We start from the raw sequence: 26,505 nt of genomic DNA, 5'->3' as shown, positions 1-26,505 counted from the left end.
AACATGAAAACGAATCAAATAAAAATATATATTGTTGCACTTGCATTAATTTTTAGTGTAAGTAGCTGTAAAAAGGAAGTAAAACCATCAACTGCGATTGATGACGAATCTGCGTTGACAAACCCAGGAGATATCGAGACCGCTACTATTGGTACCTATGCGGTGCTAAGAAATGCCGATTATGTTAGGAGTGCGCATTTTTTGACCGAATATCAGGGGGATAATGTTGCCCAAGGACAGCCCTCATCTGATGATTTGTCAAGATGTTACCGATATACCCATATTCCAACAGGAACTCATGGTGCTAATTTTTGGAAACAGGCTTTTTATGTAATTGTAGCGGCCAATAAAATTATTGCAGCTATTCCAGATAATGCTAATGTCGATTTGAAACAGCTAAAGGGCGAAAATCTTTATCTAAAAGGGATGATGGAATTTAACCTGGTGCGTGTATTTGGCAGGCCATACACTCAGGGAAATGGCGCAAATCCTGGTGTGCCCATTTTAAAGGAAGGCGTTGCAGCAGGTACTCCTGCCAGAAATACCGTTAAAGAAGTTTACGATGCTGCTATTGCAGATTTATTAAAGGCGGCAGATTTAATGACTATCGCGAAACAGGATGTTTTCGCCTCAAAAGAAGTGGCTTACGCACTACTATCCCGTATCTATTTAAATATGGGCGATAATGCCAATGCCATTAAATATGCTGATTTAGTGATTGCCTCTGGGCGTTATAAACTGCTTCAGGGGGGAGATTACCAGAGCTATTTTACCAAAACACCTGAAGCCAATTCGGAAACCATTTTTGCTATCCGTTATACCAAAACAGAAGATCAGGATTTTGGTGCAATTGGTTCGATGTACTATAGCGGTACACCTGGAAGTTTGGCTACACCTGGCCCTCAGGGCAGTACAGGCTATGCTGAAATTTATGCCTCTCAACAATATGTTGCAGAGTTGGATAAAAACCCTGCAGATTTGAGACATAGTTTTATTGCACCTTATAAAGATAAAGGTGTACTGCAGGTAAATACCAAAATTTCACCAAATGTGCCCATGTATTATGTCACCAAATATAATTTACAGGAAGGGATTGCAAATTTAAGTTCGCCGGTATACCTTCGTTTGGCAGAAATGTACTTAAATAAAGCAGAAGCCAATGCCAAACTGGGTAATGCACAATTGGCATTAGATGATGTAAACCTGATCCGTACCAGGGCCGGAATTCCTATTTTAACCCTTGCAGGTATCACTGCAGCAAATAAAACGGCACTAGATGTTGTTCTGGAAGAAAGAAGACTCGAATTTGCTTTTGAAGGGCAACGTGCTTATGATCTGTTTAGGAACAACAGACCGATGGTAAGAAACTATCCTGGTACGCATGCTTTAAATAACACGCCAAATACAAATATTACGCAAACTATTTTGCCAACCGATGCACGTGTTATTTTTTACATTCCCCAGTATGAGATAGACAATAACAAAAATCTAACTCAGAATCCTTAAATCATCGCCCCCTTGAAAACAAATTAAAGAGATGAAAAATATAAAGATATATGCCATGTGCCTGCTTTTTGCAGGTACGGCAATAAGCTCCTGTAAAAAGGAAAAAAGTGCAGAACTTACTTCTAATTTAGAAGAGGTGGTGTTAGACCGTACAGGGTGGAGTGCAACAGCCTCAAGTCAGGAAACAACGAATCTCCCTGTAACTGTTTTAGATGGAAATACCAACACTTTTTGGAGTTCGAATGCTACTGCAGCATTTCCACATTGGTTACTGATCGATATGAAAAAACAAACGGTAGTAACAAAGATCGGTTTAACCACTAAACAAAGTGACCCGAAAGGGTTTACCAAATTTAGGCTGGAAGGCAGTAACGATGGAACCAGTTTTATAGCTATTGGCGAGCTTACATTTAACCCGGCACTTTATACCGAACAGGCATTTACCTTATCGCCGGCTAGAAATGTGCGTTACCTTAAATTAACTGCCATAGAAAAAGCTGCAACGCAAACGGGTAACATTACTTTTTTAGCGGAATTTAGTGTGACTGGCCTGCAGGAAAGAAAACCGCTTACCGATATTGCATTGAGCAAAACAGGCTGGACGGCAACAGCTTCGAGCGAAGTAAATTTTCCGGGCGATGAACTGAACCTGGCCTCAATGATCGTAGATCCTATATCTACCAAAAGCCCGATACCTGATGATTCAAAAGTTCCTTCATTTTGGCAAGCTGATTATGATGTGCTGCATCCGTATCCGCATTGGATTATTGTTGATATGAAAAAAGCAAGTTTACTTTCTTACATCGGTCTTAACGCCCATACCGACCCGAAACAAGGTTTTAGCAAATTTTCTATTTCGGGGAGCGTAGATGGTGTTACTTTTACTCAATTGGATGATGACCGCAATTTCAATCCAACAACGGTAAACGAACAGAAATTTGCGGTTTCTCCTGCAACTCCAATCCGTTATGTAAAAATTACCCTGCTTGAAGGTACAAGTTACCCGTGCTTAGCTAATTTTGAAGGCTATATCAAGTTATAAAATTTAAGATAATTTCAATTAAAGCGGTCAGAAATGATCGCTTTAATTGTTTTATACAGCAGCATATTAAAATGTTCTCGGATAAATAATATCTTTGAAATATACTTTTGCCTGTTGTTTATGAAGAAAACTTTACCCCTCATTTTTGCAATTGTGATCAGCCTGTCCTTTTCTGGCTGTAAAAAAGGTGATATTAAAAACCTGAACAGCATTGGTTATGGCTCGTCATTTGGAATGTGTGCTGGCTATTGTTCGAGTAACCTGCTCATCAGCGATTTAAAGCTCATTTTTTCAAAATCGAAAAATGGGCAAACTGCCGATACCAAAACCTGTAGCAAAACAATTTCTGAAGCTGATGTCAACGCGATTAAAAGCGAGTTGAATATTGATAAAATTTCGGCCTTGCCCGAAGTAATCGGCTGCCCTGATTGTGCAGACGGCGGTGCAGAGTGGATCGCGATCAATGCTGATGGCAAACAATATAAAATTACCTACGAATACGGTAAAGCCCCAAAAGAACTGGAAGCTGCGGTTGCACGGTTGAAGTTGCTGAAGGATAGTTTTAAGGATTGTAATTAAATTTCTTGATGTAAATTACTTTACATCGCTGCCTTCAAAAGTTATGCTTTTATCTAAAGTGCTTACCAATTCAGAAAGTTCGTAAACATTTCGATATCCATATCCGTAAAGGTTAATATAAGTAGGGATATTTAAGGCTAATGAGATAGGGGCTATTTTTTTGTTAATTAAGTCTGGAATTACGATTTTACTGGCAAAATTTATGGCGTCATCTCTAAAGTTGTTATTGCAATAAATTAATATTTTAGTATCAGCATTTGGTATAATCCTGAGGAGGTTTTGTTGTGTAAAATCTGCAAAGTTTAAATGTATGGCACCCTTAACATGTTTTCGCTTGTATAAGCTATCCGAGCGCGTATCTAAAATAATGGTGCCTTTTTCTTCGGCCATCTTTAAAAAAGTTGATAGGTCTACTAACCTGTTTTTCCGGTGGGCTTTTACTTTGGGTATTAATTTTTCATACGCATCAAAGTCTACATTAGCCTTTCTTTTAGCCGGCGTTACGTTTTGTGCGTTACATAAGCACGCTATGCTGAGCAATATGAGGGTTAAGATTTTAATTTTCATACTTCGGGTACTTGAATCATTAATTGCCGCCTAAAATAATCGGGGCACTTTTGCCATTGCCCATAATAATTACTTTGGTATTTGCCGATTTTGCGATTTCCTTTTGCGCCAAAATCGATTCGTACTGGAGCTGGCGATCGCTTAAGCCTGTAGAAAGTATGCGTTGGTAATCGGCAATACCCTGTGCTTCCACTCTTTTACGTTCGGCTTCCTGGCGTTCCTTTTGAAGTACAAAAGTCATTTTTTGTGCATCTTGCTCCGCATTTATTTTAGATTCGATACTGGCTTTTACCGATGCTGGCAAAGTGATGTTCCGTACCAAAAGTTGCTCCAGCTCTAAACCTCTTTTGGCAAAACTTTTTTCTATGGTATTAAATATTTTAGCCTGAAACTCATCCCTTTTACTCGAGTACAATGCAACCGCATCATAAGCAACCGCATTATCTCTTATCGCTGTGCGCGAAACCGGACGGACAATCTTCTCCAGATAATCTGTTCCTATTTCCCTTAGGATGTTTGGTGCTGCACTTCCCTTTACCCTGAATAACACCGAAAGATCAATAATGACTTCCAATCCATCTGCTGATAAAACGCGTAAAGCATCATCGGTTTGTTTATTGCCTTCATCATGAACGCCAGACATGGTATAATTCTGGGTTTTAACATCGAATGGTGTAATTACGGCAATCGGGTTGATCAGATTTAAACCGCTGTATAAAACATCGTTGTCGACTTTTCCAAAAACAGTTTTAACACCAACCTGGCCGGCATCAATCACTTTAAACATAGAGAAAGAGAGGCCAATGATGACCAGCGCCACACCAATTATTTTGGTGATACTGCTGTATCGGCCAATAAGATTGTTTTGGTTAGCAAAGGCAAAACCAATAAAAATGATAATAATCCCGATGATACTTAAGAACATATAATTTAGATTTTTATTAAAGATAAAGTATTTAGCACAATCTTTTATGGATTTAAGGCCAATGTAATTTAAGTGTTTTTAAAGCGTGAGGGGGACATGGCTAATTCTCTTTTTGTAAAATGAGCTTAGAAAGTTAATAGGAGCCATTTACTTTGCAACCTAAACCCGATATACGTGGAAAGCGAGTTCTTCACGAGCTTGTAACATTAGCGGGGCCGAACCCAGCCTAAGGATTACAGCAATTGCTTTTCAAATAACAGTTTAGAAAAATGAAGCGATGTTGTAATTGATTTAATTTTTAGGGAAGAAAGATTGCTTCACGCCATCACAATTTCCTCCGCTTCGGTTCGCAATGACGGCAAGCGAGAGTAAGAACTGCAACTCCTTAACCTTCAACTGAAAAACTGTGCCAAAGGCATGCCTCTGGGAATAATTGCCAACTGAAAACTTTTTATGCTAACCCCTTGATTTTTAAAAAGAATTGTTCTACTTTTGCAGTCCGTTTTATGGGCTATCTGCAAGGATGCCGGGGGAGCGGTAAATTTTTTAATAAAAAACATAAAAAAGCACAATGCCAACCATTCAACAATTAGTTAGAAAAGGTAGAGTAGCACTGGAGTTCAAGAGTAAGTCTCCAGCGTTGGACAGCTGTCCACAGCGAAGAGGTGTATGTACACGTGTGTACACCACTACCCCTAAAAAACCAAACTCAGCAATGCGTAAAGTAGCCCGTGTTCGTTTAACGAACGGTAAAGAGGTTAATGCATACATTCCTGGGGAAGGTCACAACTTACAGGAACACTCAATCGTATTGATCCGTGGTGGTCGTGTTAAAGATTTACCAGGTGTACGTTACCACATCATCCGTGGTGCATTAGATACATCAGGTGTAGCTGGTCGTAACCAACGTCGTTCTAAATATGGTACTAAACGTCCTAAACCAGGACAGGTAGTTGCGGCACCAACAAAAGGTAAAAAGAAATAATCGGGAGGAAATAAGAAATGAGAAAGTCAAAACCAAAAAAGAGAATTATTCTTCCTGATCCAAAATTTAATGATGTTCAGGTAACTCGTTTTGTAAACAATATGATGTACGATGGAAAAAAATCTATCGCATATGCTATTTTTTACGATGCTGTAGAAATTGCTGAGAAAAAAGCAGGTGAAAGCGGTTTAGAGATATTTAAACGTGCTTTAACTAACATTATGCCAGCTGTAGAGGTTAAATCTCGTCGTGTTGGTGGTGCTAACTTCCAGGTTCCAACTGAGGTTAGACCAGAGCGTAAAACAGCTTTAGGTATGAAATGGTTAATTTTATATGCTCGTAAACGTGGCGAAAAAACCATGAAAGAGAAATTAGCTGGTGAAATCGTAGCTGCTGCTAAAGGTGAAGGTGCCGCTGTTAAGAAAAAAGAAGATACGCATAAAATGGCTGAGGCTAACAAAGCGTTCTCTCACTTCAGATTCTAGTTATTAGGATTAACAGATTAGTAAGATTACACAGATTTAATTAGAAGATTATACTGATTAGATAAATTACACCGATTTGTTTTAACATAATCGGTGTAATCATTTAAAATCAGATAAATCAAAAATATAACATGGCAAGAGATTTAAAATTTACAAGAAATATTGGAATCGCGGCTCACATTGATGCAGGTAAAACTACAACAACAGAGCGTATTCTTTATTATGCTGGTGTAAGTCATAAAATTGGTGAAGTGCACGAAGGTGCTGCAACAATGGACTGGATGGCACAAGAGCAAGAGCGTGGTATCACGATCACTTCTGCTGCAACTACTGTTGACTGGAATTACAGAGGTCAAAAGTATCACGTTAACGTGATTGATACACCGGGTCACGTGGATTTTACCGTAGAGGTAAACCGTTCGTTACGTGTACTAGATGGATTAGTATTTTTGTTTTCTGCAGTTGACGGTGTTGAGCCTCAATCAGAAACCAACTGGCGTTTGGCAAACAATTACAGTGTGCCTCGTATTGGTTTCGTTAATAAAATGGACCGTTCCGGAGCAGACTTTTTAAAAGTTGTTAAACAAGTTAAAGAAATGTTGGGTAGCAATGCAGTTCCATTGCAATTACCTATCGGTGCTGAAGACGGATTCAAAGGTGTGGTTGATTTAATCAACAACCGTGGTATCGTTTGGAATGAGCATGATAAAGGGATGACCTTTACTGAAGTGCCAATCCCTGAAGATATGCTTGATGAGGTTGCTGAGTGGAGAGAGAAATTACTTGAATCGGTTGCTGATTATGATGAGTCGTTAATGGAGAAATTCTTCGAAGCGCCAGAAACAATCACAGAACGCGAAGTTTTAGATGCTTTACGTGCAGCTGTTTTAGATGCCAAAATCGTTCCTATGGTTTGTGGTTCATCTTTCAAAAACAAAGGTGTACAAACGATGCTTGATTATGTGATGGAATTATTGCCTTCACCTATGGATAGCGAAGGTGTTATTGGTACTAACCCAGATACTAACGAAGAGGTTTTATTAAAACCAAGCATTAGTGAGCCATTTGCAGCTTTAGCTTTTAAAATTGCAACCGATCCATTCGTAGGCCGTTTATGTTTTATCCGTGTTTACTCAGGTAACTTAGAAGCGGGTTCTTATGTTTTTAACTCTCGTTCAGAAAATAAAGAGCGTATTTCACGTATCTTCCAGATGCATGCTAACAAGCAAAACCCGGTGCCAAATGTGGCTGCTGGTGATATTGCTGCGGTAGTTGGATTTAAAGATATCAAAACAGGCGATACACTTTGTGATGAGAAACACCCAATCATTCTTGAATCTATGGATTTCCCAGAGCCTGTTATCGGTTTAGCTATTGAGCCTAAAACTCAGGCTGATGTTGATAAATTAGGTATTGGTTTAGGTAAATTGGCTGAAGAAGATCCTACATTCAGAGTTCAAACAGATCAGGAAACTGGTCAAACTGTAATCTCTGGTATGGGTGAGTTACACTTAGATATTTTAATTGACCGTTTAAAACGCGAATTTAAAGTAGAGGTTAACCAGGGTGCGCCGCAAGTTGCTTACAAAGAAGCAATTTTTGGCACAACAACTCACCGTGAAACGTACAAGAAACAATCAGGTGGTCGTGGTAAATTTGCTGATATTTCGGTAATTATCTCACCAATTGATGCTGATTTCGAAAAAGGTGGTTTACAGTTCGTAAACGAAATTACTGGTGGTTCAATTCCACGTGAATTTATCCCTTCAGTAGAAAAAGGTTTTGCTGCTTCTATGGCGAATGGCGTATTAGCAGGATATCCACTTCCTGATATGAAAGTACGTTTGATTGATGGTTCATTCCACGCAGTCGATTCAGATGCTTTATCATTTGAGCTTGCTGCTAAAATGGCATATCGCGAAGCTTTACCTAAATGTAAACCTACTTTGATGGAGCCAATCATGAAAATCGAAATCTTAACCCCTGAAGAAAACATGGGTGATGTGATCGGTGATATGAACCGTCGTCGTGGTCAGTTATTAGGTATGGATACCCGTAACGGATCTCAGGTAATTAAAGCAACTGTGCCACTTTCTGAAATGTTTGGTTATGTAACTCAGTTGCGTACAATCACTTCAGGCCGTGCAACTTCTACAATGGAATTCGACCACTACGAAGCTGCGCCTAAAAACGTACAGGATGAAGTAATTGCTAAATCTAAAGGAAGAGTAAAATCTGAAGACTAATTAGTATCAAGATTATAGTATCAAGTATCGAGACCAGCACTGAGTCTTGATACTCGATACTAAATACTTGCTACTTAAAAAGATAAATCCGGTCTTTGTTATTAATAGCTCTAACAAGGATCATAATTAAAATAAAAATGAGCCAAAGAATCAGAATTAAATTAAAATCTTACGATTACAACTTGGTAGATAAATCTGCTGAGAAAATCGTAAAAACTGTTAAACCTACGGGTGCAGTTGTAAGTGGTCCGATTCCACTTCCTACAGAGAAAAAAATCTTTACTGTTTTACGTTCTCCACACGTAAACAAAAAAGCTAGAGAGCAATTTCAATTATGCGCTTACAAACGTTTATTGGATATTTATAGCTCTAACTCTAAAACAGTTGATGCTTTAATGAAACTTGAATTACCTAGCGGTGTTGAAGTTGAAATCAAAGTTTAATTGATTTAAAAAAGAACAGAAAAGTCCCGATGCAAATCGGGACTTTTTTTATGCCCTAAAATTTGAAACAAAAGGGGAGCTGATCGGTTTAACAGGTATGAAAAAGCACGAAAATCAACAAGAGGAATTACCAGTTGAAGGGCAGGATTTCGCTGATCCTAAGGAAGAACTGAAAGAAAAACCTTCCTCGCATGGTGAAGTTGCCAATCAAAAAGGCAGTGATTTTTCCGAACTTGAAGAGAGTAGGATGGAAAATCCGCCGGAGCATAGAGATGAAAATGGATCCAGTAAAAAGGATTTAGACAGCGATACTAAAATTGACCAGAGCAAAGGCGTAAAATAGACCTTTAATCGATGATGCCATTCCGTACCACATAATTAATCAGGGAGGCCGTGTTTTTCTTTCCGGTTTTATCTAAAAGGTTCTGACGGTATCCTTCGATGGTTCTTTTACTGGTAAATAGTTTTTCGGCGATTTCGCTGTTTGTATAACCATCGGCAATAAGATAGAGGATTTCAATCTCCCTTTTGGTGATATTCAGGTTAGATAAATCAGGCTTAAAATTTTTGTTAAAGCCGTTTTCGCCCAATAATTTTAAAGCGATGCCCGTTGATAAATGTTGATAACCAATAGCTGCCTGGTTAATGGCAAAAACAATTTCGTAAACACTTACATTTTTGAGTAAGTAAGCGCTTGCACCTGCTTCAAAACACATTAAAATTTCCTGAAGCTCATCTATCCCACTTAAAACAATAACGTTGATGTGTTGAAAAGATGTTTTTACGTTACTGATTAAGTCTAAACCGCCCATTATTGGCATTTTTAGATCCGTGATAATGATTTTTGGCGCTTCATGATTTTGTAAGTAATCAATTGCTTCCGATCCATTCGATACCTGACCAACAATCTCGATTTCGGGGAACTCTTCCAATATAGCAATGATGCCATTTCGCACAATTGCGTGATCATCAACGAGTAATACTTTTATTGGATTATTCAATTTATGGGTTAATTTACCTATTGGGCTAAATTCAAATATCGATATAATAAAATGCGGCAATTAGTGTGTTAATACTCAAAATAAGCGTATTAATACGTATTTTAAGGCATTGGAAAGGTTAGCAGTACGCTAATTAAATGGAGTTTCTTTTGAAGAGTAACAGTATGAGGTCAAATATGATGCCCCGATAAAAATGCTTTATATTAAATGAGGATTTAAGAGGATAAATTACCGGATTACAGCCCTTAAGAGGAACTAAGGCAACATTAATAATTCTGAATAATTTTAAAATATCAGCGACTGAATAAGCTATATTCTTAAAGTGTACTGTAATTTATTGATTATTAATAGGTTGTTCCGTGTGTTGATGGTTTTTAGTATGCAATAAATACGTCTGGCATAAACTTTTTCACCACAATAATTGTTATTAGCATAGAAGCATCTGCAAATAATAACGATTATGGAAATGAATGACAATAAGAATGTAGATCCTCAACTGGGCATTAATCGTGATGAGGATATCGAATGGGACAATGGCGAGGCTACTTATGGCCATAAACGTGCTGACTTTAAACGGAAGGACCAGCCTGATGAGGCGCATTTAACAAAAACAGCAAATGACCCCAATCACCACATCAACGAAGAACTAAAGAATGCGAACTTGAGCCAGAATGAAGATATTGGCAATAGAAACAAGGAAAGAGATAAAGGAGTGAGCGGGAAAGATTTATAAGTTACGCCATTTAGAAAGGGAATATTCATATAGAATAATCCCTTAATAATATTGATGCATTTTCCGGTAGATGGAAATGAATTAGGATTCCACAACTGAAATGCGTTAACCAAGCAGCAAATGCCCTTAAATCGTTTAGTCTCTGATTTTATTTAATCTTTGTCGCGAATCCTACAGTAGCACAAATTTCAAGAACTTAAATTCAAATTACAAGGTATCCCCTATAAATGAATTGATATAAGTCAATTTTTTTTGTCTTTCGGATTTGTTAATCTGTCAGTATAAATCACTGGTCTGCGAGTAGTCCTGTTTAATCCGTTCCCCATAATTTTTAGCTTTGTCTACATATCTGTCAACATATTCTGGACCGCGTTCTTTCAAATCGTCAAGTAACGATTTCCCATCAGAAGCTCTTTTCTTGGTGACATACTTAAAGCCGTATACAGCTGCTGCGCCTAAAATGGCATATTTTAATAATCCCATAATTTTAAATTTATATTCCGGTATTTAAAGCATGATCTTCGTCGGTCTCGTCAATACCAGTCTTCGTTTTAAAGTCGTCTGATGAACTTCCGGTGTGGCTTTCGGCACTTTTTAGGGTGGGATGTTTATCAGCGCTATTGTAAGCATCATCACTAAGAGAATCTTTTCCCTGAGTGCCTGAATTGTCGAAACCATCTTTTGCCAAGGGATTGCCTTTAATCAGTTCACTTGGCTCCTTTCCGTAAGCAGTTACCACGTTGGTGTCATTACCTTCTTCGTAAGCTTTCTGTACATCCGATTTTTCAGCTGACTCCCCGTTTGGCCCTACATATCCTTCAAGGTGTTTTTCTTTATTATATATGCTCGTTTTCATTTGATAACTATCTTGGTGTAAAATAATAACAGTTCATTTCAAAAATGGTTTCGATTTAGTAAGGTTCCCGATAGCTATTCCCAAAGTTTAAAACATTATGTGTCAATGTAAATGAGCTACATTTGAAATTGTTTTGGTGGCATTTTCTCCTTTTGTTTAACTTGCGCTAAATTTTAAAGGCAAACGGGATAAATGGAGTGGAAATATTTACTTTCAAATAAGCGGTACGGACAGGAACAATATGGTGCAAGTACAGATCGGGCGCGTTCAGATTTTCAACGGGATTACGACCGTTTGATTTTTTCCTCGCCCTTTAGAAGGTTACAAAATAAAACCCAGGTTTTCCCATTACCAGGAAGTGTTTTCGTACACAACCGTCTAACCCATAGTTTGGAAGTGGCGAGTGTAGCCCGCTCCATGGCCAATATCTTTTTAAATAGCGTAGAGGTACACCATCCCGAACTGATTAAAGAAGTGCCCTTAATTAACGAGGTAGGGAATATTGTGGCCGCTGCTGCACTCGCACACGATTTGGGTAATCCGGCTTTTGGTCATTCTGGCGAAGCCGCAATTTCAAGGTATTTTACCGACGGTGATGGCCGTGTTTATCAAAAGGATATGAACGAATCGCAATGGCACGATTTGATCAACTTTGAGGGTAATGCAAATGCGATTCGGATTCTTACCCATCCGTTAAAAGGAAAAGGCAACGATGCTTATGCCTTAACTTATTCCACACTGGCCTCCATTGCAAAATATCCCTGTGCGTCAATAGCAGGTAAACAGAAAGCTTTGTTACACCGTAAAAAGTATGGCTTCTTTCAATCAGAATCTGAGACTTTTAAAAAGATTGCTACCGAACTCCATTTAGCACAAGAAGAAGGCGAACACCTTGTTTACAGGCGCCATCCATTGGTTTATCTGGTAGAAGCTGCCGATGATATCTGTTACAGCATAATTGATCTGGAAGATGCCCACCGTTTGAAAATCCTTTCTTATGAAGAGGTAAAAAACTACTTGTTGCCTTTTGCCAACTCTAACACTATCGAAGATCGTTTAAAAAATGATTATGAAGACGACGATGCAAAAATTGGTCTCTTAAGGGCAAAAGCCATTAATACGCTAACAAACCAGTGTGCAACTATATTTTTCAGGGAACAAGCGCAATTGTTAAAGGGCGAACTCAACCAAAGTTTAACTGATTTACTACCCGAGCCCTATATTTCTGCATGGAAAGCTGTTGAGAAAATTTCTGTAGAACGCATTTATAACTTCTCGTCAGTGATACAAAAAGAAGTGGCAGGGTATAAAATTATGGCTGGCTTGTTGGAAGAGTTTGTTCCTGCACTGATCCACAACAATACCCACTATTATAAAAAACTGGTAAAACTGATCCCTAAACAATATCATACCGATTTAACCGATATTTATTCCATTATACAGAGTGTGCTGGATTTCGTTTCCGGAATGACAGATCTATATGCCGTTGATCTATACCGCAATATTAAAGGAATATCTTTCCCTTCAGAAACATAATCTCACTTACTTTAACTGCTGTGAAGACGTATTTCTGCATTATTTCAGTTTTAAAGCGTTGAAATAAGGCGTTGATGTAAAATTGTGAAATGACGTTTTGTTTAAGACGCTGATTTGTAATTGTTTGTATTTTATCTAGTATTTGCAATAAGCCTTTCGTGTAAAGCTGGGGTATCGATTTGTACTAATTATTAGATTTGATCGTTAAGCTGCTTTTTTTTGTGGCTTGGTATTTTAGATCTATCCCTATTCATGAAAAAAATTTTACTCATCGCTTTGTTATGCGTGGGCTTGGCATTGGCTGTTAAAGCGCAGGCTCCGCAACAATTCAATTATCAAGGTGCTGCCAGAAACGCCAATGGGACTCCACTGGCCAACAAAAACATATCCATACGCATCAGTATTTTGGATGCCTCTGCCACAGGTACCGCTCAATATTCGGAAGTAAGAAATGTAATTACCAATGCTTTGGGCTTATATGCCATAGCAATCGGATCGGCTGGCGCAACTTCTGTTAGCGGTACAATAGGTGCTGTAACCTGGGCAAGTGGATTAAAATTTGTAAAAGTAGAAATCGATCCTGATAACGGTTTCAACTTTAATTTAGCCGGAACCGCGCAGTTATTGAGTGTTCCTTATGCGCTTTATGCAGCTAACGGACCAATTGGCCCAAAAGGAGACACAGGGGCAACTGGCCCTGCGGGTGCGCAGGGAATTGCAGGCACTGTAGGAGCTCAGGGGCCAATTGGATTAACTGGTGCCAGCGGTACACCAGGACCGGTTGGTGCAACTGGTGCTACCGGATTACAGGGTTTGCCGGGTGTTGCGGGAGCAAAAGGAGATAAGGGCGATATTGGGCCAGTAGGTCCATCAACCGGAGTTGCCGGAGGAGATTTAACCGGAAATTACCCGAACCCTACAATCGCTAACCTTCAAGGAAAATATTAAACGCAACTGCCCCGACCAACAATCAGGTACTTTTATTTGATGGAACGGCTTGGAAACCGGCTGTGTTAGGTGTTAACCAGTTATCTGGAGCTAAAGCATTAACTTCAACTGATTTAAGTATTAGCGCGAATGGAAATTCAGCCTTGTTAAAAGATGTTGTAATCGACATTAATGCAGGTGCGGTGAGTACGGTTAAACTTGCGGATGGATCGGTAACGACAGCCAAGTTGGCTGATGCAGCAGTAACCTCAATAAAAATAGGAAACAAAGAAGTTAAAAATTCTAATGTTGCTGATGCAGCGGTGAGTACAGTTAAACTTGCGGATGGGTCGGTAACCACATCAAAACTTGCTGATGCCTCAGTTAGCCTTGCAAAGTTGACTACCGAGGGGGCGAGCGATGCCAACAAAGTATACATTACCAATGTTACAACAGGAAAGCCAGAACTCATCAGCAGGACATTATTTGCCAATGCAAATGCATGGGCGTTGAGGGGCAATACTGGTAATGCAGATCAAAACAATAATTTTTTAGGCAATACCGATGATGTAGCCATTAACTTTTTAGTGAACGGTTTTAAATCTGGCCGTTTGGGCAATTCATCCGAAACCAATATTGCCTACGGTTATAAAACACTTACTGCTAACGTATCGGGTTTCGACAATAGCGCATTTGGAAAAGAAGCATTATCGGTAAATATTTCTGGTTACGAAAATAGTGCCTTTGGTTACCAGGTGTTACAGCGCAGTTTTAGTGGCATTAATAATAGTGGCTTTGGTTCGCAGGCATTGGCCATCAATACTGTAGGCTCTAACAATACGGCGGTAGGTACACATACTTTAATGGCCAATGGAACTGGTGTGGCTAATACAGCAATCGGAAGTTTAGCCTTAGAGGCAAATAATGCCGATAACAACACGGCAATAGGTTATGCTGCCGGATCTAAAAACAATGGCGCTGGTAATGTTTTTATTGGAAGCAATGCAGGTGCCAACAGCACAAACGTGAACAATACCTTAGTGCTGGCCAATAGCAATACTGCATATCCCTTAGTGGCTGGTAATTTTGCCGCAAATGGCGGTACATTAACGTTTAACGGAGCTTCGGCAGTAAATTCTACCAATTATGCGCCTGCAAATGCGAGTACCTTGAATGTGAATGGTTCTGTGGCGGCAAGTATTTTAACTTTTACCACAGCTGGTACAATAACGCTCGATGCCAGCCATTATACCGTTAGGATAAAAAATGGAGGTGCAGCGGTAACCGTTAATCTGCCAGGTGCCTCAACTTGTAAGGGAAGGATTTATGTTATCGTGAAAGCTTTATCTTCAGGCAATGTGTCCTTAAATAGTCCGGTTTTGTTGAACGACGATTCTGGCTTAACAGCCCTAACTGGAGCAAAAACACTCACCATCCAAAGTGATGGCTCGGCCTGGATCGCTATAAACTAAACACCATGAGAAAAATATACTACCTGTTTATTTTCCTGCTGTTGGTTTTTTGTGGTGGCAGGATACAAGCGCAGCGTTTACCCTACGTTTTAAATTCGGCCAGTGGCTACTGTAAGATCAACAATCAACTCTACGATTTCAGCATAGGGGAGATGGCGATTGTGCAGACTTTCCAGTCTGCCAATACCACCTTAAGCCAGGGATTTTTGCAGCCCTTCCTGATTATACAGACCACGGCCGAGGTAGCCATTGTAAATAATATCATTACCCCCAATGGCGATGGTAAGAACGATTTTTTTGTGGTTAAGGGTTTAGAGAAGTACCCCAATAACAAACTAACTATTTTTGATAGGGGCGGACGGATGATTTATACCACAACAAACTACAAGAACAACTGGGATGGTTATTTCAATGGAAGACCATTGATGGGGGATACCTACTACTATATGCTCGATTTGGGTACCGATGGATCAATTAAAGGGTTTATATCAATTTTATATAAAAAATAGCGGCGTGAAAAAGATGAAGTATTACCTATCGGTGCTGTTGTTTTTGTTGATAACACCAGTATTTGCCCAGCTTAACCCAATGGGAAGTATCTACTACCAGAACCAGTTTTTAGCCAATCCGGCAATGGCAGGTTTAGAAGCCGGACTAAACTTAAATGCGGCACTTAAAACCCAGTGGGTTGGGATAGGTGGCGCACCAAAAATCCAGTATCTAACCGCCGATTATGGTTTAACCAATAATAAAGTAGGCTTGGGGTTACTTTTTTACAATGAAGGCGCCGGAGCCATTAACCGTACAAGAGCAACCCTAACCTATGCCTACCACTTACCGTTGAATGATGGGACGAATTTTCTGGATTTTGGCCTCTCGGCAGGCATTATGAACGAATGGGTTGATCTGGGCAAAGTCAAAGGCGATTTGGATGATGATGTACTCAACACTTTTAACGATCGGAAATTATATTTGGATGGCGATTTTGGTATAGCCTACCGTAGCGATAATTTAACGCTGCAGGGCACTCTGCCCAATCTTAAACGTTTTTTTAAAAGAGATGTGTTGAGAAATGTGGTAGACCGGTCGATTTACTTCTTAGCAGCAGGTTACAAGTTTAGCACTGATCAGGTGATGAATAGCATCGAACCAAAACTGGTATATAGAGGGGTGCAAAATTATGATGGCATTTTCGATGCAGGTGTAAATCTTCAGTTTCTGGAGAATAAATTGATGTTAAATGGCATATACCATAGCACCAATAGTTTTACCGGAGGCTTTGGTGCCAATTACAAAAATCAGTTTTCAATTCTGTTCCAGTATACGACCAATACTTCCAAAATGCAGAATTACAGCAATGGTGAGTTTGAGGTGGGAATGAAGTATAGTATTAAGAATTAAGCGGGTTATCGTCCTTTCGATCCGATAGAAGCTATCGGATGCCCGTTCAGGCGGGGAGAAATCTATTGTTAGGTGTAGTTACGGATGTCTTAAATAATTTAATCATTATTTAGACCGTTATTTTTTGGAAAGCAGTTGCAGTAGCTTTTTGGGAAGAGCAGTCCCGCTCCCGCTTCTGCCAATTGAAGGAATTGGCATCCCGCTTTGATCGCCTGCCTACTGCAGGCAGGGGTTTAGGTGGCAAAAGGATGTAGGTCTATTAATGGTTCTTCACCAAACGTTCCTACGGAACGAAAAACGACAATTATGTAACTGGCTACCAGGCAGGCCTCCCGATAGGACGGTTTGTGATTATAAAGTTATCCTTGCCATCCGTCCAATGTCGTTAAGCTAACAAGAAAAAAATATTGTCTTCATGAGCTTGTCTAAAGACAAGTGTTTTTTTACTGGTAAACTCTTCGAGTCTTGGACGACAACACCTATGTTTAGCTGCAGCCCATCCATTCTATCTCATCTGATCAAAAATTGCTCGTCCCATCGGTAGGGGGCTTGGGTAGAAAAAAATGTTTTTTTTTTTTCGTTCCGTAGGAATGTTTGGTGTAAGTTGGTTTCCATTACCCACCCGACCCATTTTCAATAAACCCGACATCAGTGGTTCCGATTCTTCATCGGAAGGAGCGAATGGCGGGACTAGCGTAAACGAAGCACCACCAGCCCTGCTTTTCTTATAATAAAAAGAGTTTTGGCCTACTGTAGGGCGTAAAGGATATGGTTATCTGCCCCTGCCATCATCCCATTTATTGCGTTCATCCTGTAGCTCACGTGCAAGTTTCATCTCTTTATCTTTTGCTTTTACCTTATGTGCCTGAAACTCATCGGCCACTTCCTGATAAAGCTCTGTGCGATATTTGGCTTCGTGCCTTAATTTGCCCGATTGGAAAATTACAAAGGCCAGGCCTATACCCAGTACAATAATGATCGACCAAACAATGGTGTTATAAGTCGCTTTGTTAAAAGAAATCCCTAAAAATTTAATCTCGTTAACAGCGGCATTGGCGTTGGCCAACGAACTTTCTTTGCCATTTACTTCGCCTTTTAAGCTCGAAATGTTGCCGGCCTGCGATTTAATTTCCTGCCTGGCCTCCTGCAATTGTTTGCGTTCTTTCCGTAGCGTATCATTCACACTTTTCCATAAAGACGACAACCGTGATGGGTTGATCAGCCTTGCGCCATACAAGCTTTTAGATTTCTTTAACATGAAGTTGTACTGGCCATTTAAAGATGGATCGGTATTTTTCGTAGTGTCGGGTAAAGTTTGCCCAAACGCAACGTTAAAAAATAGCATAGCGCCTAAAAACAATAGGGTGTGTTTAATTTTCTGCATAGTTTAAATAGGTGTTAGAATGTAAAACTACATTTTTATCCATTTACCAGTTAATATATTTTGTTTAAGGTTTGTTGGAAACGGATAAAATCGTTTGTTGTTTAACATTCTAAATAACAATTTTATCTCAGTTTTATTATAAATTTATTCGCGATAGGTTACATTTGTTTCATGCAAATAGGAATTATTGGTTTAGGCGATATGGGCAAATTGTATGCACTGTCGTTCGTAAACGCTGGTTATAAGGTATGTGGGGCAGATATGCCTTTGCGTTTTACAAATTTAAAAAGCGAGCTGGAACCTAAAGGAATCGAGGTTTTGATCGATGGCCATGAGGTTGCCCGTAAATCAGACTTTATTATCTATTGCGTTGAAGCCGAAAAAATTGATGAAGTGGTGGCTACTTTTGCCCGCTCCACAAAATATGGTGCTATAGTTGCCGGACAAACTTCTGTTAAACATCCGGAAATTGAGGCTTTTGAAAAACACCTTCCAGAAGATACCCAGATTGTAACCTGCCACTCTTTGCACGGACCGGCTTTTAGTCCGGAAGGGCAAACGCTGGTGGTAGTACGTCACCGGGCTACGGATGAAGTTTATGCAAAAGCACTGGATATCTATAAATCCTTAAAATCGAACATCATCGAAATGGACGATTACAGGGAGCACGACCGTATCGTGGCCGATACCCAGGCCGTTACGCACATGGGTTTCGAAAGCATGGGCTCGGCATGGAAAAATGCAGGTTTTTTCCCCTGGGATAACCCAGCCTATGCCGGAGGGATTGATAATGTAAAAATTTTGACTACGTTGAGGATTTTTAGTTATAAATCGCACATTTATGCTGGTTTGGCCATCTTAAACCCTTATGCGCAAAAACAGGTGAAATATTATGCTCAGGCAGAATCGGAACTGTTTAAATTGATGATCTGCGAGAATGAGGCAGAATTTAGGGATAAGATTTATGCTGCCCGCGATTTTGTTTTTCACGAGAGTCGTGCACTTTTACTTCTAGACGATAACATTATGAAGGAATTCAGCCTATCGGATGCCAGCCATAAACAAAAACCCAATTCGCATTTAAGTTTGTTGAGTATGGTATATGCCTGGTACAAAATGGGGGTGAACCCTTACGATAATCTGATCTGCCAAACACCACCTTTTAAATTGAGGTTGGGTATCGCCGAATATCTTTTCAAAAACGAGGAAATGTTAGAAGAGTCGATTAATACCGCTTTATATGATAAATCGATCCGTGGTGATGATTTAGAGTTTCACACAGCAGTTCACGAATGGGCATCGATTATTGGTTATGGCGATTTAAAAGGATACAAAGCACATTTCGAAGCAGCGAAATCGTTTTTTGCCAACCGTTTAAACGATGGAAGAGATTTAAGTGCGGAAATGATTAAGCGATTAGGCAAGTAATATTTAAGATGAAAACCATTTTGAATAAACCTGAACTGGTTACGATATTGCAACAACAATTAAAAGAGATTGCAATGCTTTGTGCAGCATATGATCAGGGAAATGATGCCGTGATGCGATCAATTGCGGAGAAAATAGTGCCGATTTTTCACAACACTGATCATTCGAAAGCGTTGTTGGGCCAGCTTAAACTCAATCACTTTGATCTATACTGTAGTTCAGAAATCTACAATTCCAAAAGCCTCACCAATTTTATAGGATTATTAAAGCTGGGGCATAAAACAGGAAAGGGTTGGAGTTACTCTGCCAAGTTAGGTGTTTCGGAGTTAAAAAAAGTATCGCAAGAAAACTGGTGGAACAACAAAAAAGTGATTATCGATTCGGATGGTATTGCTTTTACAAGAGGCAAAATAATTAAATCGTTTGCCAATACTGAACCTTTGGTACTGAATACCTCAGGCTGGACCGTAAAAGATGCTGAAGGCAACAAATCGACCATTAACCCAATCCCTGAAACGGTGAGGCAAATTGCTTTTGAACTGCTGGAAAGTTTTAGGAATGTTGAAGTAGATAAAGAAAGTAAGTTGCATTATAAAGGTATAGCTAATAAGCCCCAAATTTAGGATATTAATGTTCCTGGTATTTGATGGCATCAGTTTAGAATTAAAATCTTACACTTAAATATGGTACCAGAAGTCAAAATCTCAGTAGGCGATAATCCTTTTTTCGATTTAGTTAAGGCTGTTTATCAGTATTATCCAATAGGCACTGGAGATATAAATGAAGCATTTCCAGGTTATGGCAGGCTTAACGCTATCGTGAAAGATAAAATTGAAAGGCTTGTCGCGAATACACTTCCAGTGGCCAGTAGTAAATTGGATCATGATATTCGGAGCTCATTCAACAATCTAACAGTTCTTAACAGTTACCATCATCAATTCCCGAATTACGCGATGGATATCCACTTCCCCAAAATAGAATATCCGGAAGTAGACCTGAATTATAAACTGAGTTTACGGATATCCCTTTTAACAAACTATTATACCATTTTCTTTGAAGAAGTGATTTTTCATAAAAACCTCAGGGCAGGTTCTGATCAGGCACTGTCAATGTCGTTTGCCGTTTCATCCTCAATTGGCCACATTGCTGACGCTGTAAACATCGTTCAAACGCTAAAGACGATAGTTGGAACCAATTTTCCTGATCATAAATTTGTTAATCATGCGCTCTTGTTCAGCCGTAAAATTAGTGGTGGCTATCCACATGGTGCTGATCGTAATCCATTTAAGAAAGAATACTCGCTCTATAATTTTCTTTTTGATAATGAATATGAAGTATTTGAAGATTTAAATGTAGTTCGTTAAGCAGTTACTCAATCATTCTCTAATTCGAAATTCTATTTATCCATATAACATATAGACTTTATTTTATTCCCTTAATCCTTCGTTTACCCAAAAACAGTGCATTATATTTGCCCGCATGTCGGTATTGCTGTTTACCATTATCGTTTTATTGGGTGCTTTTCTAGCCGGATTATTGGGCTCGCTAACCGGTTTGGGTGGGGGCGTAATCATTATTCCATTGCTCACTTTGGCTCTAGGGGTCGATATTCATTATGCCATCGGTGCATCTATTGTTTCGGTTATTGCCACCTCTTCGGGTTCGGCGGCGGCTTATGTAAAAGAAGGGATCACCAATATCCGGATCGGAATGTTTCTGGAAATCGCCACCACAATAGGGGCGGTATGCGGTGCCGTTGTAGCTGTTTATCTTAATGCGAATTACATTGCCATTCTTTTTGGTTGCATCTTAATCTTTTCGGCCATTATGACTTTAAAGAAAAAGGTAGATCATAGCACTTTGGATGATAGCGATAAATGGGCTAAATTTTTCAAACTTAACGGATCGTATCCTGATAAGGGTGTGGATCATCAATATGCAGTAAAACATATTCACGGAGGTTTTTTAATGATGCTTTTTGCCGGAACATTATCTGGATTGTTAGGGATTGGAAGTGGGGCATTAAAAGTAATCGCAATGGATAACATTATGCGTTTACCTTTTAAGGTATCAACCACCACCAGTAATTTTATGATGGGCGTTACGGCAGCGGCCAGTGCGGTGGTTTATTTACACCGTGGCCAGATTGACCCAGGGATTGCCATGCCGGTTTGCATTGGCGTTTTAACAGGTGCTACGGTTGGCTCGAAGGTTTTGTTAAAGGCCAATACCGGTAAACTTAAAATTGTATTTGCTGTAGTCGTTGCTTTCTTGGCACTGCAAATGATTTATAAAGGAATAAGCGGATTATAATGGCTACACTGGAAAAAGAAAAAATGAACGACAAAGATATCCAGGTGATTCTGGGTACGCTTTTGCGTGCAGGTGTAATCCTTTCGATGAGTATTGTATTAATAGGTGGGGCGATTTTCCTGATCCATAACAAAGGTGCTATTACCGACTATAAAGTTTTTAAACCCGAACTAAGTAAATTTTCTTCCATCATAGCCATATTTAAAGGAGTCGCTACTTTTCAAGGCGATGCCATTGTGCAGTTTGGGATTCTAATGTTGATTTTTACACCGATAGCACGCATTGTTTTTGCTATTTTTAGCTTTTTAATCGAGCGCGATTACCTCTATGTGCTCATTGGATTTATCATTTTAGCGATCATAACCATTAGTTTAAATGGCGGATTGGCACATTGATTTTCCGCTATATTTTTTTTATTTTTTTTTGAAAGATTTAATTTTAAACTCTTAAAATTGTGTTTAAAAAAAAATAATGGCAAAATCTGGAAAAGTAGTTCAACTGTTTCAAAAACCTGAAAATTTCATTAAATCCCGTGCCAGAGAACTCCAATTGGGCACATGTTATATAACAGAGGACTGGGATGAAACAGGTATTGCCAATATAATGGTAAGCCGTAAACATACGAATGGGAATTTTACGTTAGGGATTTATCTGGTCGATTTAAAATGCTTAGGAATAAAAGATACTACATTTAAATTCAATGTAAGCGAAGAAGAATTGGATTACTTCGCAGACTTTGTTGGTGGAATTGAAATTGAATACAATGAAGTACATAACATTATTTACGGTGCTGAAGTTTTTGCCGACAGTTGTGGTTTTAAGGCCCATAAAGATTGGGCAATAACCCAATTTATTCTGGAAGAAGATAACGACAGTATTCCAATAATTGATATTGAATTCGGAGAGGGTGGTGTTCCGGCCTATTATGTTGGCATTAATGACGACCCTGCTAAAGTAAAGCAAATATTAGCCACGTTAGATAAAAACATTGGCCCTGGCAACTACCTCTTTGCGGGCGATAATGATGATGAGTTTGAAGACGAAGATATGCTTGATGACAACGAAACGCAGAGTTTTAAGCAAGTCTATTTTACCTTAACAGGTGCTTACGGTAACTTGCCCAAGAGCAGAAATACATTTGAATTAGATGTAAATCTTCTGGAGGAAATCTTAGATGATATGGTCTTAGCTAATTATTACAGCATTAATGATAAGCTGGAGGAAGAAATAATTGCAATTGTTGAAATACATGAATCTGTTTTTGATGAAAAATCTGAGGAGAGTATAATTGAAATACAAAAACTTTTGGTTAAAAATCCAGATAACCCCTATCTGTATACTGAGTTATTTTTACAATATAAATTTGCATTGCTTAACAATAAGGCCGATGCAATAGCAAAAAAGGGATTTGAACTTTTTCCTGATTTCTTACACCATAGGTTTTTTGTTGCCCATGCAGCTATGGTAGATAAAGAATTAGAAAAAGGATTTAAATTATTAAATAATCAATATTATCTTAATCAGGCCTTTCCGCAAAGAACAGCTTTTTCGGAGGGTGAGTTTATGTTTTTTTACTCGGCATTATGCCATTATTTCGTTGAAAAAGGTGATCTTGACAATGCAATTGTTTGTAGTGATTTCCTAATAGATGACATATATACATATGCATGTAATGAAAATGCGATATTTAGCATTATGCAGGCAGTTAAAGAAGAAATGAAAGCACAATTGTAAAATCGTCCGTTTAATCTGCTTTATCATGGCATTTTGAATATAATAACTCTGTTAAAGCGCTTCTAATCAAATTCGTAAGTGTTGGTTTAAGCGTTGCTTTGGCACATTAACATCTCTTTTTAAGTTAACCTCCATCATATCAGCAATTTATTTGAAAAAATATTTGGCTAACTATTTGAAAATTAATATTTCTTGCCTATCTTTGCCGTCCCTTTCGGGGGATGTACAACCACCTTGAACGAAGCCCTACTGCTTCGATGGGTGTTAAAAAGAAAAGATAAAATGTCAGGAATTATTGGAAAAAAAGTAGGAATGACCAGTATCTTTGATGCCGAAGGAAGAAACATTCCTTGTACGGTAATCGAGGCTGGACCTTGTGTAGTTACACAGGTAAAAACCGAAGAAGTAGATGGTTATTCATCAATCCAGTTGGGTTACGATGAGAAAAAAGAGAAAAACACAACTCAACCATTGAAAGGCCATTTCGCGAAAGCAAACACAACTCCGAAACGCAAGCTGGTAGAATTCGATTCGTTTACAACTTCACTTAATTTAGGTGATGTAGTAACGGTTGATTCTTTCGCAGAAGGCGATTTTGTTGATGTTGTAGGTACCTCAAAAGGTAAAGGTTTTCAAGGTGTTGTAAAACGCCACGGATTTGCCGGTGTTGGTATGCAGACTCACGGTCAGCATAACCGTTTACGTGCCCCAGGTTCATTGGGTGCATCGTCATTCCCTTCACGTGTATTCAAAGGAATGCGCATGGCTGGAAGAACAGGTGGAGACAGAGTAAAAGTTCAAAACTTACAGGTTTTGAAAGTTTATGCTGAGCAAAACTTATTAGTAGTTAGTGGTTCCATTCCAGGAGCTAAAGGTTCTTACGTAATCTTAGACAAGTAATCAGATGGAAGTTAAAGTATTAAACATTTCAGGTAAAGAAACAGGTGCCAAGGTGCAACTTCCTGAATCGGTATTTGGTATCGAGCCTAACGACCACGCGATTTATTTAGATGTAAAACAGTATTTGGCTAACCAACGTCAAGGTACTCACAAATCTAAACAACGTAATGAGATTGCTGGTTCAACTCGCAAACTATACAAACAAAAAGGTACAGGTGGTGCCCGTGCTGGTAGCATTAAATCTCCGTTATTTAACGGTGGTGGTCGTGTTTTCGGTCCTCAGCCACGTGATTACAGTTTTAAATTGAACAAGAAATTAAAATCATTAGCACGTAAATCTGCTTTAGCTTATAAAGCAAAAGATAACAATGTGGTAGTTTTAGAAGATTTCAACTTCGATACAGTTAAAACTAAAAACTATACAAGTTTATTGGCTGCGTTAAACGTAGGTACTCAAAAAACTTTATTGGTTTTACCTGCGCAAAATAATAATATCTATTTATCAAGCAGAAACGTTCAGAAAACTAAAGTGATTGCTGCAGCAGATTTGAATACATATGATGTATTAAATGCTGGTGTACTTGTGTTAACTGCTGATTCTGTTAAAACTTTGGAGGAGGCATTTGCCAAATAATATGGACATTTTAAAAAAACCAATATTAACCGAAAAAGCTTCAGCTTTAACTGAGAAATCTAACCGTTTCACGTTTAGCGTTAACCACAAGGCTAACAAAATCCAGATTAAACAAGCCATTGAGAAATTGTACGGTGTAACCATCGTTGCAGTTAACACTATGGTTGTTGATGGAAAAGCTAAATCTCGTTACACTAAAGCAGGTTTTGTATCTGGCCGTAGCCCGAAATACAAAAAAGCAATCGTAACGTTAAAAGACGGCGAAACAATAGATTATTACGCAACCCTTTAATTTAATAATATATTATAACTATGGGCTTAAGAAAATTTAAACCAGTTACTCCAGGTACCCGCTTCAGAGTTGGTGCTAGTTTTACGGAGATTACAGCAACCAAGCCCGAAAAATCATTGGTTGTATCATCAAAAAAGTCTGGTGGACGTAACAACACAGGAAAAATGACTATGCGCTACATGGGCGGTGGTCACAAAAAATCATATCGTTTAATCGACTTTAAACGCGATAAATTCGATATTCCTGCAACAGTAGCTACTGTTGAATACGATCCAAACCGTACTGCCCGCATCGCATTATTACATTATGCAGATGGCGAGAAGCGTTATATCATCGCTCCTGAAGGATTGCAAGTTGGTTCGGTATTATTATCGGGCGACAAAGCAGCACCAGAAGTAGGTAACACTTTAAAATTATCGAACATTCCATTAGGTTCTATCATCCACAACGTGGAGATCCACCCTGGAAAAGGAGCACAATTAGCTCGTAGTGCAGGTGCTTATGCACAATTAGCTGCCCGCGATGGTAAATATGCTACTTTAAAAATGCCTTCAGGCGAAACCCGTTTAATCTTGACTACTTGTCTTGCTACTATCGGTGCTGTATCTAACTCAGATCACGCAAACGAAGTATTAGGTAAAGCAGGTCGTAAACGTTGGTTGGGCCGTCGTCCGAGAACTAGACCGGTAGCGATGAACCCTGTCGATCACCCAATGGGTGGTGGTGAAGGTAGATCATCAGGTGGTCATCCACGTTCAAGAAATGGTGTTTTAGCTAAAGGCTTCAAAACCAGAGAACTTAAAAAATATTCTAATCGTTACATCATAGAGAGAAGGAAGAAATAATGGCTCGTTCGATAAAAAAAGGACCTTATATTGACCATAACGTAGAGAAAAAAGTAAACTCTATGAATGATTCAGGCAAAAAGTCTGTAATCAAAACTTGGTCTCGCAGATCAATGATTTCACCAGATTTCGTGAATCATACATTTGCAGTACACAACGGAAATAAATTTATCCCTGTGTACGTAACAGAAAACATGGTTGGTCACAAGTTGGGAGAATTTGCTCCAACCAGAACATTCAGAGGACACGCTGAAAAGAAAAAATAATTAGA

General features: G+C 39.0%; 31 protein-coding genes. 25 read left to right on the top strand and 6 right to left on the bottom strand.

The annotated features are described in order from the left end of the window. Positions 1 to 3 precede the first annotated feature (3 nt). The 3 genes from R2S57_RS23630 (at position 4) to R2S57_RS23620 (ending at position 3,127) form a co-directional block, all read left to right on the top strand. Positions 4 to 1,506, top strand: coding sequence for a RagB/SusD family nutrient uptake outer membrane protein (locus R2S57_RS23630; RefSeq protein WP_316847385.1), 1,503 nt, complete (start codon positions 4 to 6; stop codon positions 1,504 to 1,506). Between the two features lie 31 nt (positions 1,507 to 1,537). Further along, positions 1,538 to 2,548 (top strand): discoidin domain-containing protein, encoded by a 1,011-nt coding sequence (locus R2S57_RS23625; RefSeq protein ID WP_316847384.1) that lies wholly within the window; start codon positions 1,538 to 1,540, stop codon positions 2,546 to 2,548. A gap of 120 nt (positions 2,549 to 2,668) precedes the next feature. Beyond that, positions 2,669 to 3,127 (top strand): hypothetical protein, encoded by a 459-nt coding sequence (locus R2S57_RS23620; RefSeq protein ID WP_316847383.1) that lies wholly within the window; start codon positions 2,669 to 2,671, stop codon positions 3,125 to 3,127. Positions 3,128 to 3,142: 15 nt separating this feature from the next. On the opposite strand, the gene R2S57_RS23615 is transcribed toward R2S57_RS23620, so the two are convergent. Beyond that, entirely contained in the window at positions 3,143 to 3,694 is a 552-nt protein-coding gene (locus R2S57_RS23615; protein ID WP_316847382.1) for a rhodanese-like domain-containing protein, read from the bottom strand. A gap of 19 nt (positions 3,695 to 3,713) precedes the next feature. Then, positions 3,714 to 4,619 carry a prohibitin family protein gene (locus R2S57_RS23610; protein ID WP_316847381.1) on the bottom strand — a complete coding sequence of 302 codons (906 nt, stop codon included), beginning with the start codon at positions 4,617 to 4,619 and terminating at the stop codon, positions 3,714 to 3,716. A 571-nt stretch (positions 4,620 to 5,190) separates the two neighbouring features. Here R2S57_RS23610 and rpsL point away from each other — a divergent pair. The 5 genes from rpsL (at position 5,191) to R2S57_RS23585 (ending at position 9,121) form a co-directional block, all read left to right on the top strand. Further along, positions 5,191 to 5,604, top strand: coding sequence for a 30S ribosomal protein S12 (rpsL, locus tag R2S57_RS23605; RefSeq protein WP_029278631.1), 414 nt, complete (start codon positions 5,191 to 5,193; stop codon positions 5,602 to 5,604). Positions 5,605 to 5,621: 17 nt separating this feature from the next. Further along, positions 5,622 to 6,089 carry a 30S ribosomal protein S7 gene (gene rpsG / locus R2S57_RS23600; RefSeq protein ID WP_316847380.1) on the top strand — a complete coding sequence of 156 codons (468 nt, stop codon included), beginning with the start codon at positions 5,622 to 5,624 and terminating at the stop codon, positions 6,087 to 6,089. Between the two features lie 131 nt (positions 6,090 to 6,220). Further along, positions 6,221 to 8,335 (top strand): elongation factor G, encoded by a 2,115-nt coding sequence (fusA, locus tag R2S57_RS23595; protein ID WP_316847379.1) that lies wholly within the window; start codon positions 6,221 to 6,223, stop codon positions 8,333 to 8,335. Positions 8,336 to 8,472: 137 nt separating this feature from the next. Beyond that, on the top strand, positions 8,473 to 8,778 hold the full coding sequence (gene rpsJ / locus R2S57_RS23590; RefSeq protein ID WP_008244591.1) for a 30S ribosomal protein S10: 306 nt from the start codon (positions 8,473 to 8,475) through the stop codon (positions 8,776 to 8,778). Positions 8,779 to 8,875: 97 nt separating this feature from the next. Next, positions 8,876 to 9,121, top strand: coding sequence for a hypothetical protein (locus R2S57_RS23585; protein WP_316847378.1), 246 nt, complete (start codon positions 8,876 to 8,878; stop codon positions 9,119 to 9,121). A 4-nt stretch (positions 9,122 to 9,125) separates the two neighbouring features. On the opposite strand, the gene R2S57_RS23580 is transcribed toward R2S57_RS23585, so the two are convergent. After that, positions 9,126 to 9,779 carry a response regulator transcription factor gene (locus tag R2S57_RS23580; RefSeq protein WP_316847377.1) on the bottom strand — a complete coding sequence of 218 codons (654 nt, stop codon included), beginning with the start codon at positions 9,777 to 9,779 and terminating at the stop codon, positions 9,126 to 9,128. 460 nt (positions 9,780 to 10,239) lie between these two features. On the opposite strand from R2S57_RS23580, the gene R2S57_RS23575 reads away from it, so the two are divergent. Next, the gene (locus tag R2S57_RS23575) at positions 10,240 to 10,512 is read left to right on the top strand and encodes a hypothetical protein (RefSeq protein WP_316847376.1); all 273 of its coding nucleotides are present in this window, start codon (positions 10,240 to 10,242) and stop codon (positions 10,510 to 10,512) included. Positions 10,513 to 10,788: 276 nt separating this feature from the next. Here the strand turns inward: R2S57_RS23575 and R2S57_RS23570 are convergent, their stop codons facing one another. Together R2S57_RS23570 and R2S57_RS23565 are read right to left on the bottom strand one after the other, a co-directional pair. Next, entirely contained in the window at positions 10,789 to 10,995 is a 207-nt protein-coding gene (locus tag R2S57_RS23570) for a YtxH domain-containing protein (RefSeq protein ID WP_316847375.1), read from the bottom strand. Between the two features lie 10 nt (positions 10,996 to 11,005). Further along, positions 11,006 to 11,368, bottom strand: coding sequence for a hypothetical protein (locus tag R2S57_RS23565; RefSeq protein WP_316847374.1), 363 nt, complete (start codon positions 11,366 to 11,368; stop codon positions 11,006 to 11,008). 192 nt (positions 11,369 to 11,560) lie between these two features. On the opposite strand from R2S57_RS23565, the gene dgt reads away from it, so the two are divergent. The 5 genes from dgt to R2S57_RS23540 all read left to right on the top strand — a co-directional run bounded on the left by dgt (position 11,561) and on the right by R2S57_RS23540 (position 16,704). After that, a complete protein-coding gene (dgt, locus tag R2S57_RS23560; RefSeq protein WP_316847373.1) occupies positions 11,561 to 12,904 on the top strand; it encodes a dGTP triphosphohydrolase in 1,344 nt (447 codons plus the stop codon). A gap of 252 nt (positions 12,905 to 13,156) precedes the next feature. Continuing rightward, positions 13,157 to 13,852: a hypothetical protein gene (locus R2S57_RS23555; protein WP_316847372.1), complete on the top strand. Its 696-nt coding sequence runs from the start codon at positions 13,157 to 13,159 to the stop codon at positions 13,850 to 13,852. A gap of 62 nt (positions 13,853 to 13,914) precedes the next feature. Beyond that, positions 13,915 to 15,303: a hypothetical protein gene (locus R2S57_RS23550; RefSeq protein WP_316847371.1), complete on the top strand. Its 1,389-nt coding sequence runs from the start codon at positions 13,915 to 13,917 to the stop codon at positions 15,301 to 15,303. 5 nt (positions 15,304 to 15,308) lie between these two features. Then, a complete protein-coding gene (locus R2S57_RS23545) occupies positions 15,309 to 15,812 on the top strand; it encodes a gliding motility-associated C-terminal domain-containing protein (protein WP_316847370.1) in 504 nt (167 codons plus the stop codon). 13 nt (positions 15,813 to 15,825) lie between these two features. Continuing rightward, entirely contained in the window at positions 15,826 to 16,704 is an 879-nt protein-coding gene (locus R2S57_RS23540; RefSeq protein ID WP_316847404.1) for a PorP/SprF family type IX secretion system membrane protein, read from the top strand. A gap of 772 nt (positions 16,705 to 17,476) precedes the next feature. Here the strand turns inward: R2S57_RS23540 and R2S57_RS23535 are convergent. After that, positions 17,477 to 18,088 carry a hypothetical protein gene (locus tag R2S57_RS23535; protein WP_316847369.1) on the bottom strand — a complete coding sequence of 204 codons (612 nt, stop codon included), beginning with the start codon at positions 18,086 to 18,088 and terminating at the stop codon, positions 17,477 to 17,479. Positions 18,089 to 18,259: 171 nt separating this feature from the next. Here R2S57_RS23535 and R2S57_RS23530 point away from each other — a divergent pair, with 171 nt between their 5' ends. The 11 genes from R2S57_RS23530 to rpsS all read left to right on the top strand — a co-directional run bounded on the left by R2S57_RS23530 (position 18,260) and on the right by rpsS (position 26,500). Beyond that, positions 18,260 to 19,516, top strand: coding sequence for a prephenate dehydrogenase (locus R2S57_RS23530; RefSeq protein ID WP_316847368.1), 1,257 nt, complete (start codon positions 18,260 to 18,262; stop codon positions 19,514 to 19,516). A gap of 8 nt (positions 19,517 to 19,524) precedes the next feature. After that, on the top strand, positions 19,525 to 20,139 hold the full coding sequence (locus R2S57_RS23525) for a hypothetical protein (protein WP_316847367.1): 615 nt from the start codon (positions 19,525 to 19,527) through the stop codon (positions 20,137 to 20,139). Positions 20,140 to 20,199: 60 nt separating this feature from the next. Next, complete coding sequence (locus tag R2S57_RS23520; RefSeq protein WP_316847366.1) at positions 20,200 to 20,880, top strand: hypothetical protein; 681 nt, start codon at positions 20,200 to 20,202, stop codon at positions 20,878 to 20,880. A gap of 115 nt (positions 20,881 to 20,995) precedes the next feature. Continuing rightward, positions 20,996 to 21,829, top strand: a complete 834-nt coding sequence (locus R2S57_RS23515; RefSeq protein WP_316847365.1) for a sulfite exporter TauE/SafE family protein — start codon at positions 20,996 to 20,998, stop codon at positions 21,827 to 21,829. Then, a complete protein-coding gene (locus R2S57_RS23510) occupies positions 21,829 to 22,224 on the top strand; it encodes a DUF1634 domain-containing protein (RefSeq protein ID WP_316847364.1) in 396 nt (131 codons plus the stop codon). Before R2S57_RS23515 ends, R2S57_RS23510 begins: the two co-directional genes overlap by 1 nt. Positions 22,225 to 22,300: 76 nt before the next feature. Further along, complete coding sequence (locus R2S57_RS23505) at positions 22,301 to 23,563, top strand: hypothetical protein (RefSeq protein WP_316847363.1); 1,263 nt, start codon at positions 22,301 to 22,303, stop codon at positions 23,561 to 23,563. A 282-nt stretch (positions 23,564 to 23,845) separates the two neighbouring features. Continuing rightward, complete coding sequence (rplC, locus tag R2S57_RS23500; protein WP_029278646.1) at positions 23,846 to 24,463, top strand: 50S ribosomal protein L3; 618 nt, start codon at positions 23,846 to 23,848, stop codon at positions 24,461 to 24,463. Between the two features lie 4 nt (positions 24,464 to 24,467). Further along, entirely contained in the window at positions 24,468 to 25,097 is a 630-nt protein-coding gene (gene rplD, locus R2S57_RS23495) for a 50S ribosomal protein L4 (RefSeq protein ID WP_316847362.1), read from the top strand. A gap of 1 nt (position 25,098) precedes the next feature. Next, positions 25,099 to 25,389, top strand: a complete 291-nt coding sequence (rplW, locus tag R2S57_RS23490; protein WP_086547743.1) for a 50S ribosomal protein L23 — start codon at positions 25,099 to 25,101, stop codon at positions 25,387 to 25,389. A 20-nt stretch (positions 25,390 to 25,409) separates the two neighbouring features. Further along, positions 25,410 to 26,234: a 50S ribosomal protein L2 gene (gene rplB, locus R2S57_RS23485; RefSeq protein ID WP_055910079.1), complete on the top strand. Its 825-nt coding sequence runs from the start codon at positions 25,410 to 25,412 to the stop codon at positions 26,232 to 26,234. Continuing rightward, positions 26,234 to 26,500 carry a 30S ribosomal protein S19 gene (gene rpsS, locus R2S57_RS23480; protein ID WP_010599906.1) on the top strand — a complete coding sequence of 89 codons (267 nt, stop codon included), beginning with the start codon at positions 26,234 to 26,236 and terminating at the stop codon, positions 26,498 to 26,500. Before rplB ends, rpsS begins: the two co-directional genes overlap by 1 nt. Positions 26,501 to 26,505 lie beyond the last annotated feature (5 nt).

It is taken from the genome of Pedobacter psychrodurus (assembly GCF_032678585.1).
GTDB lineage: Bacteria > Bacteroidota > Bacteroidia > Sphingobacteriales > Sphingobacteriaceae > Pedobacter > Pedobacter psychrodurus_A.
The sequence above is the reverse complement of the archived record's forward strand: the minus strand, read 5'-3'. Positions and strand labels throughout refer to the sequence as shown.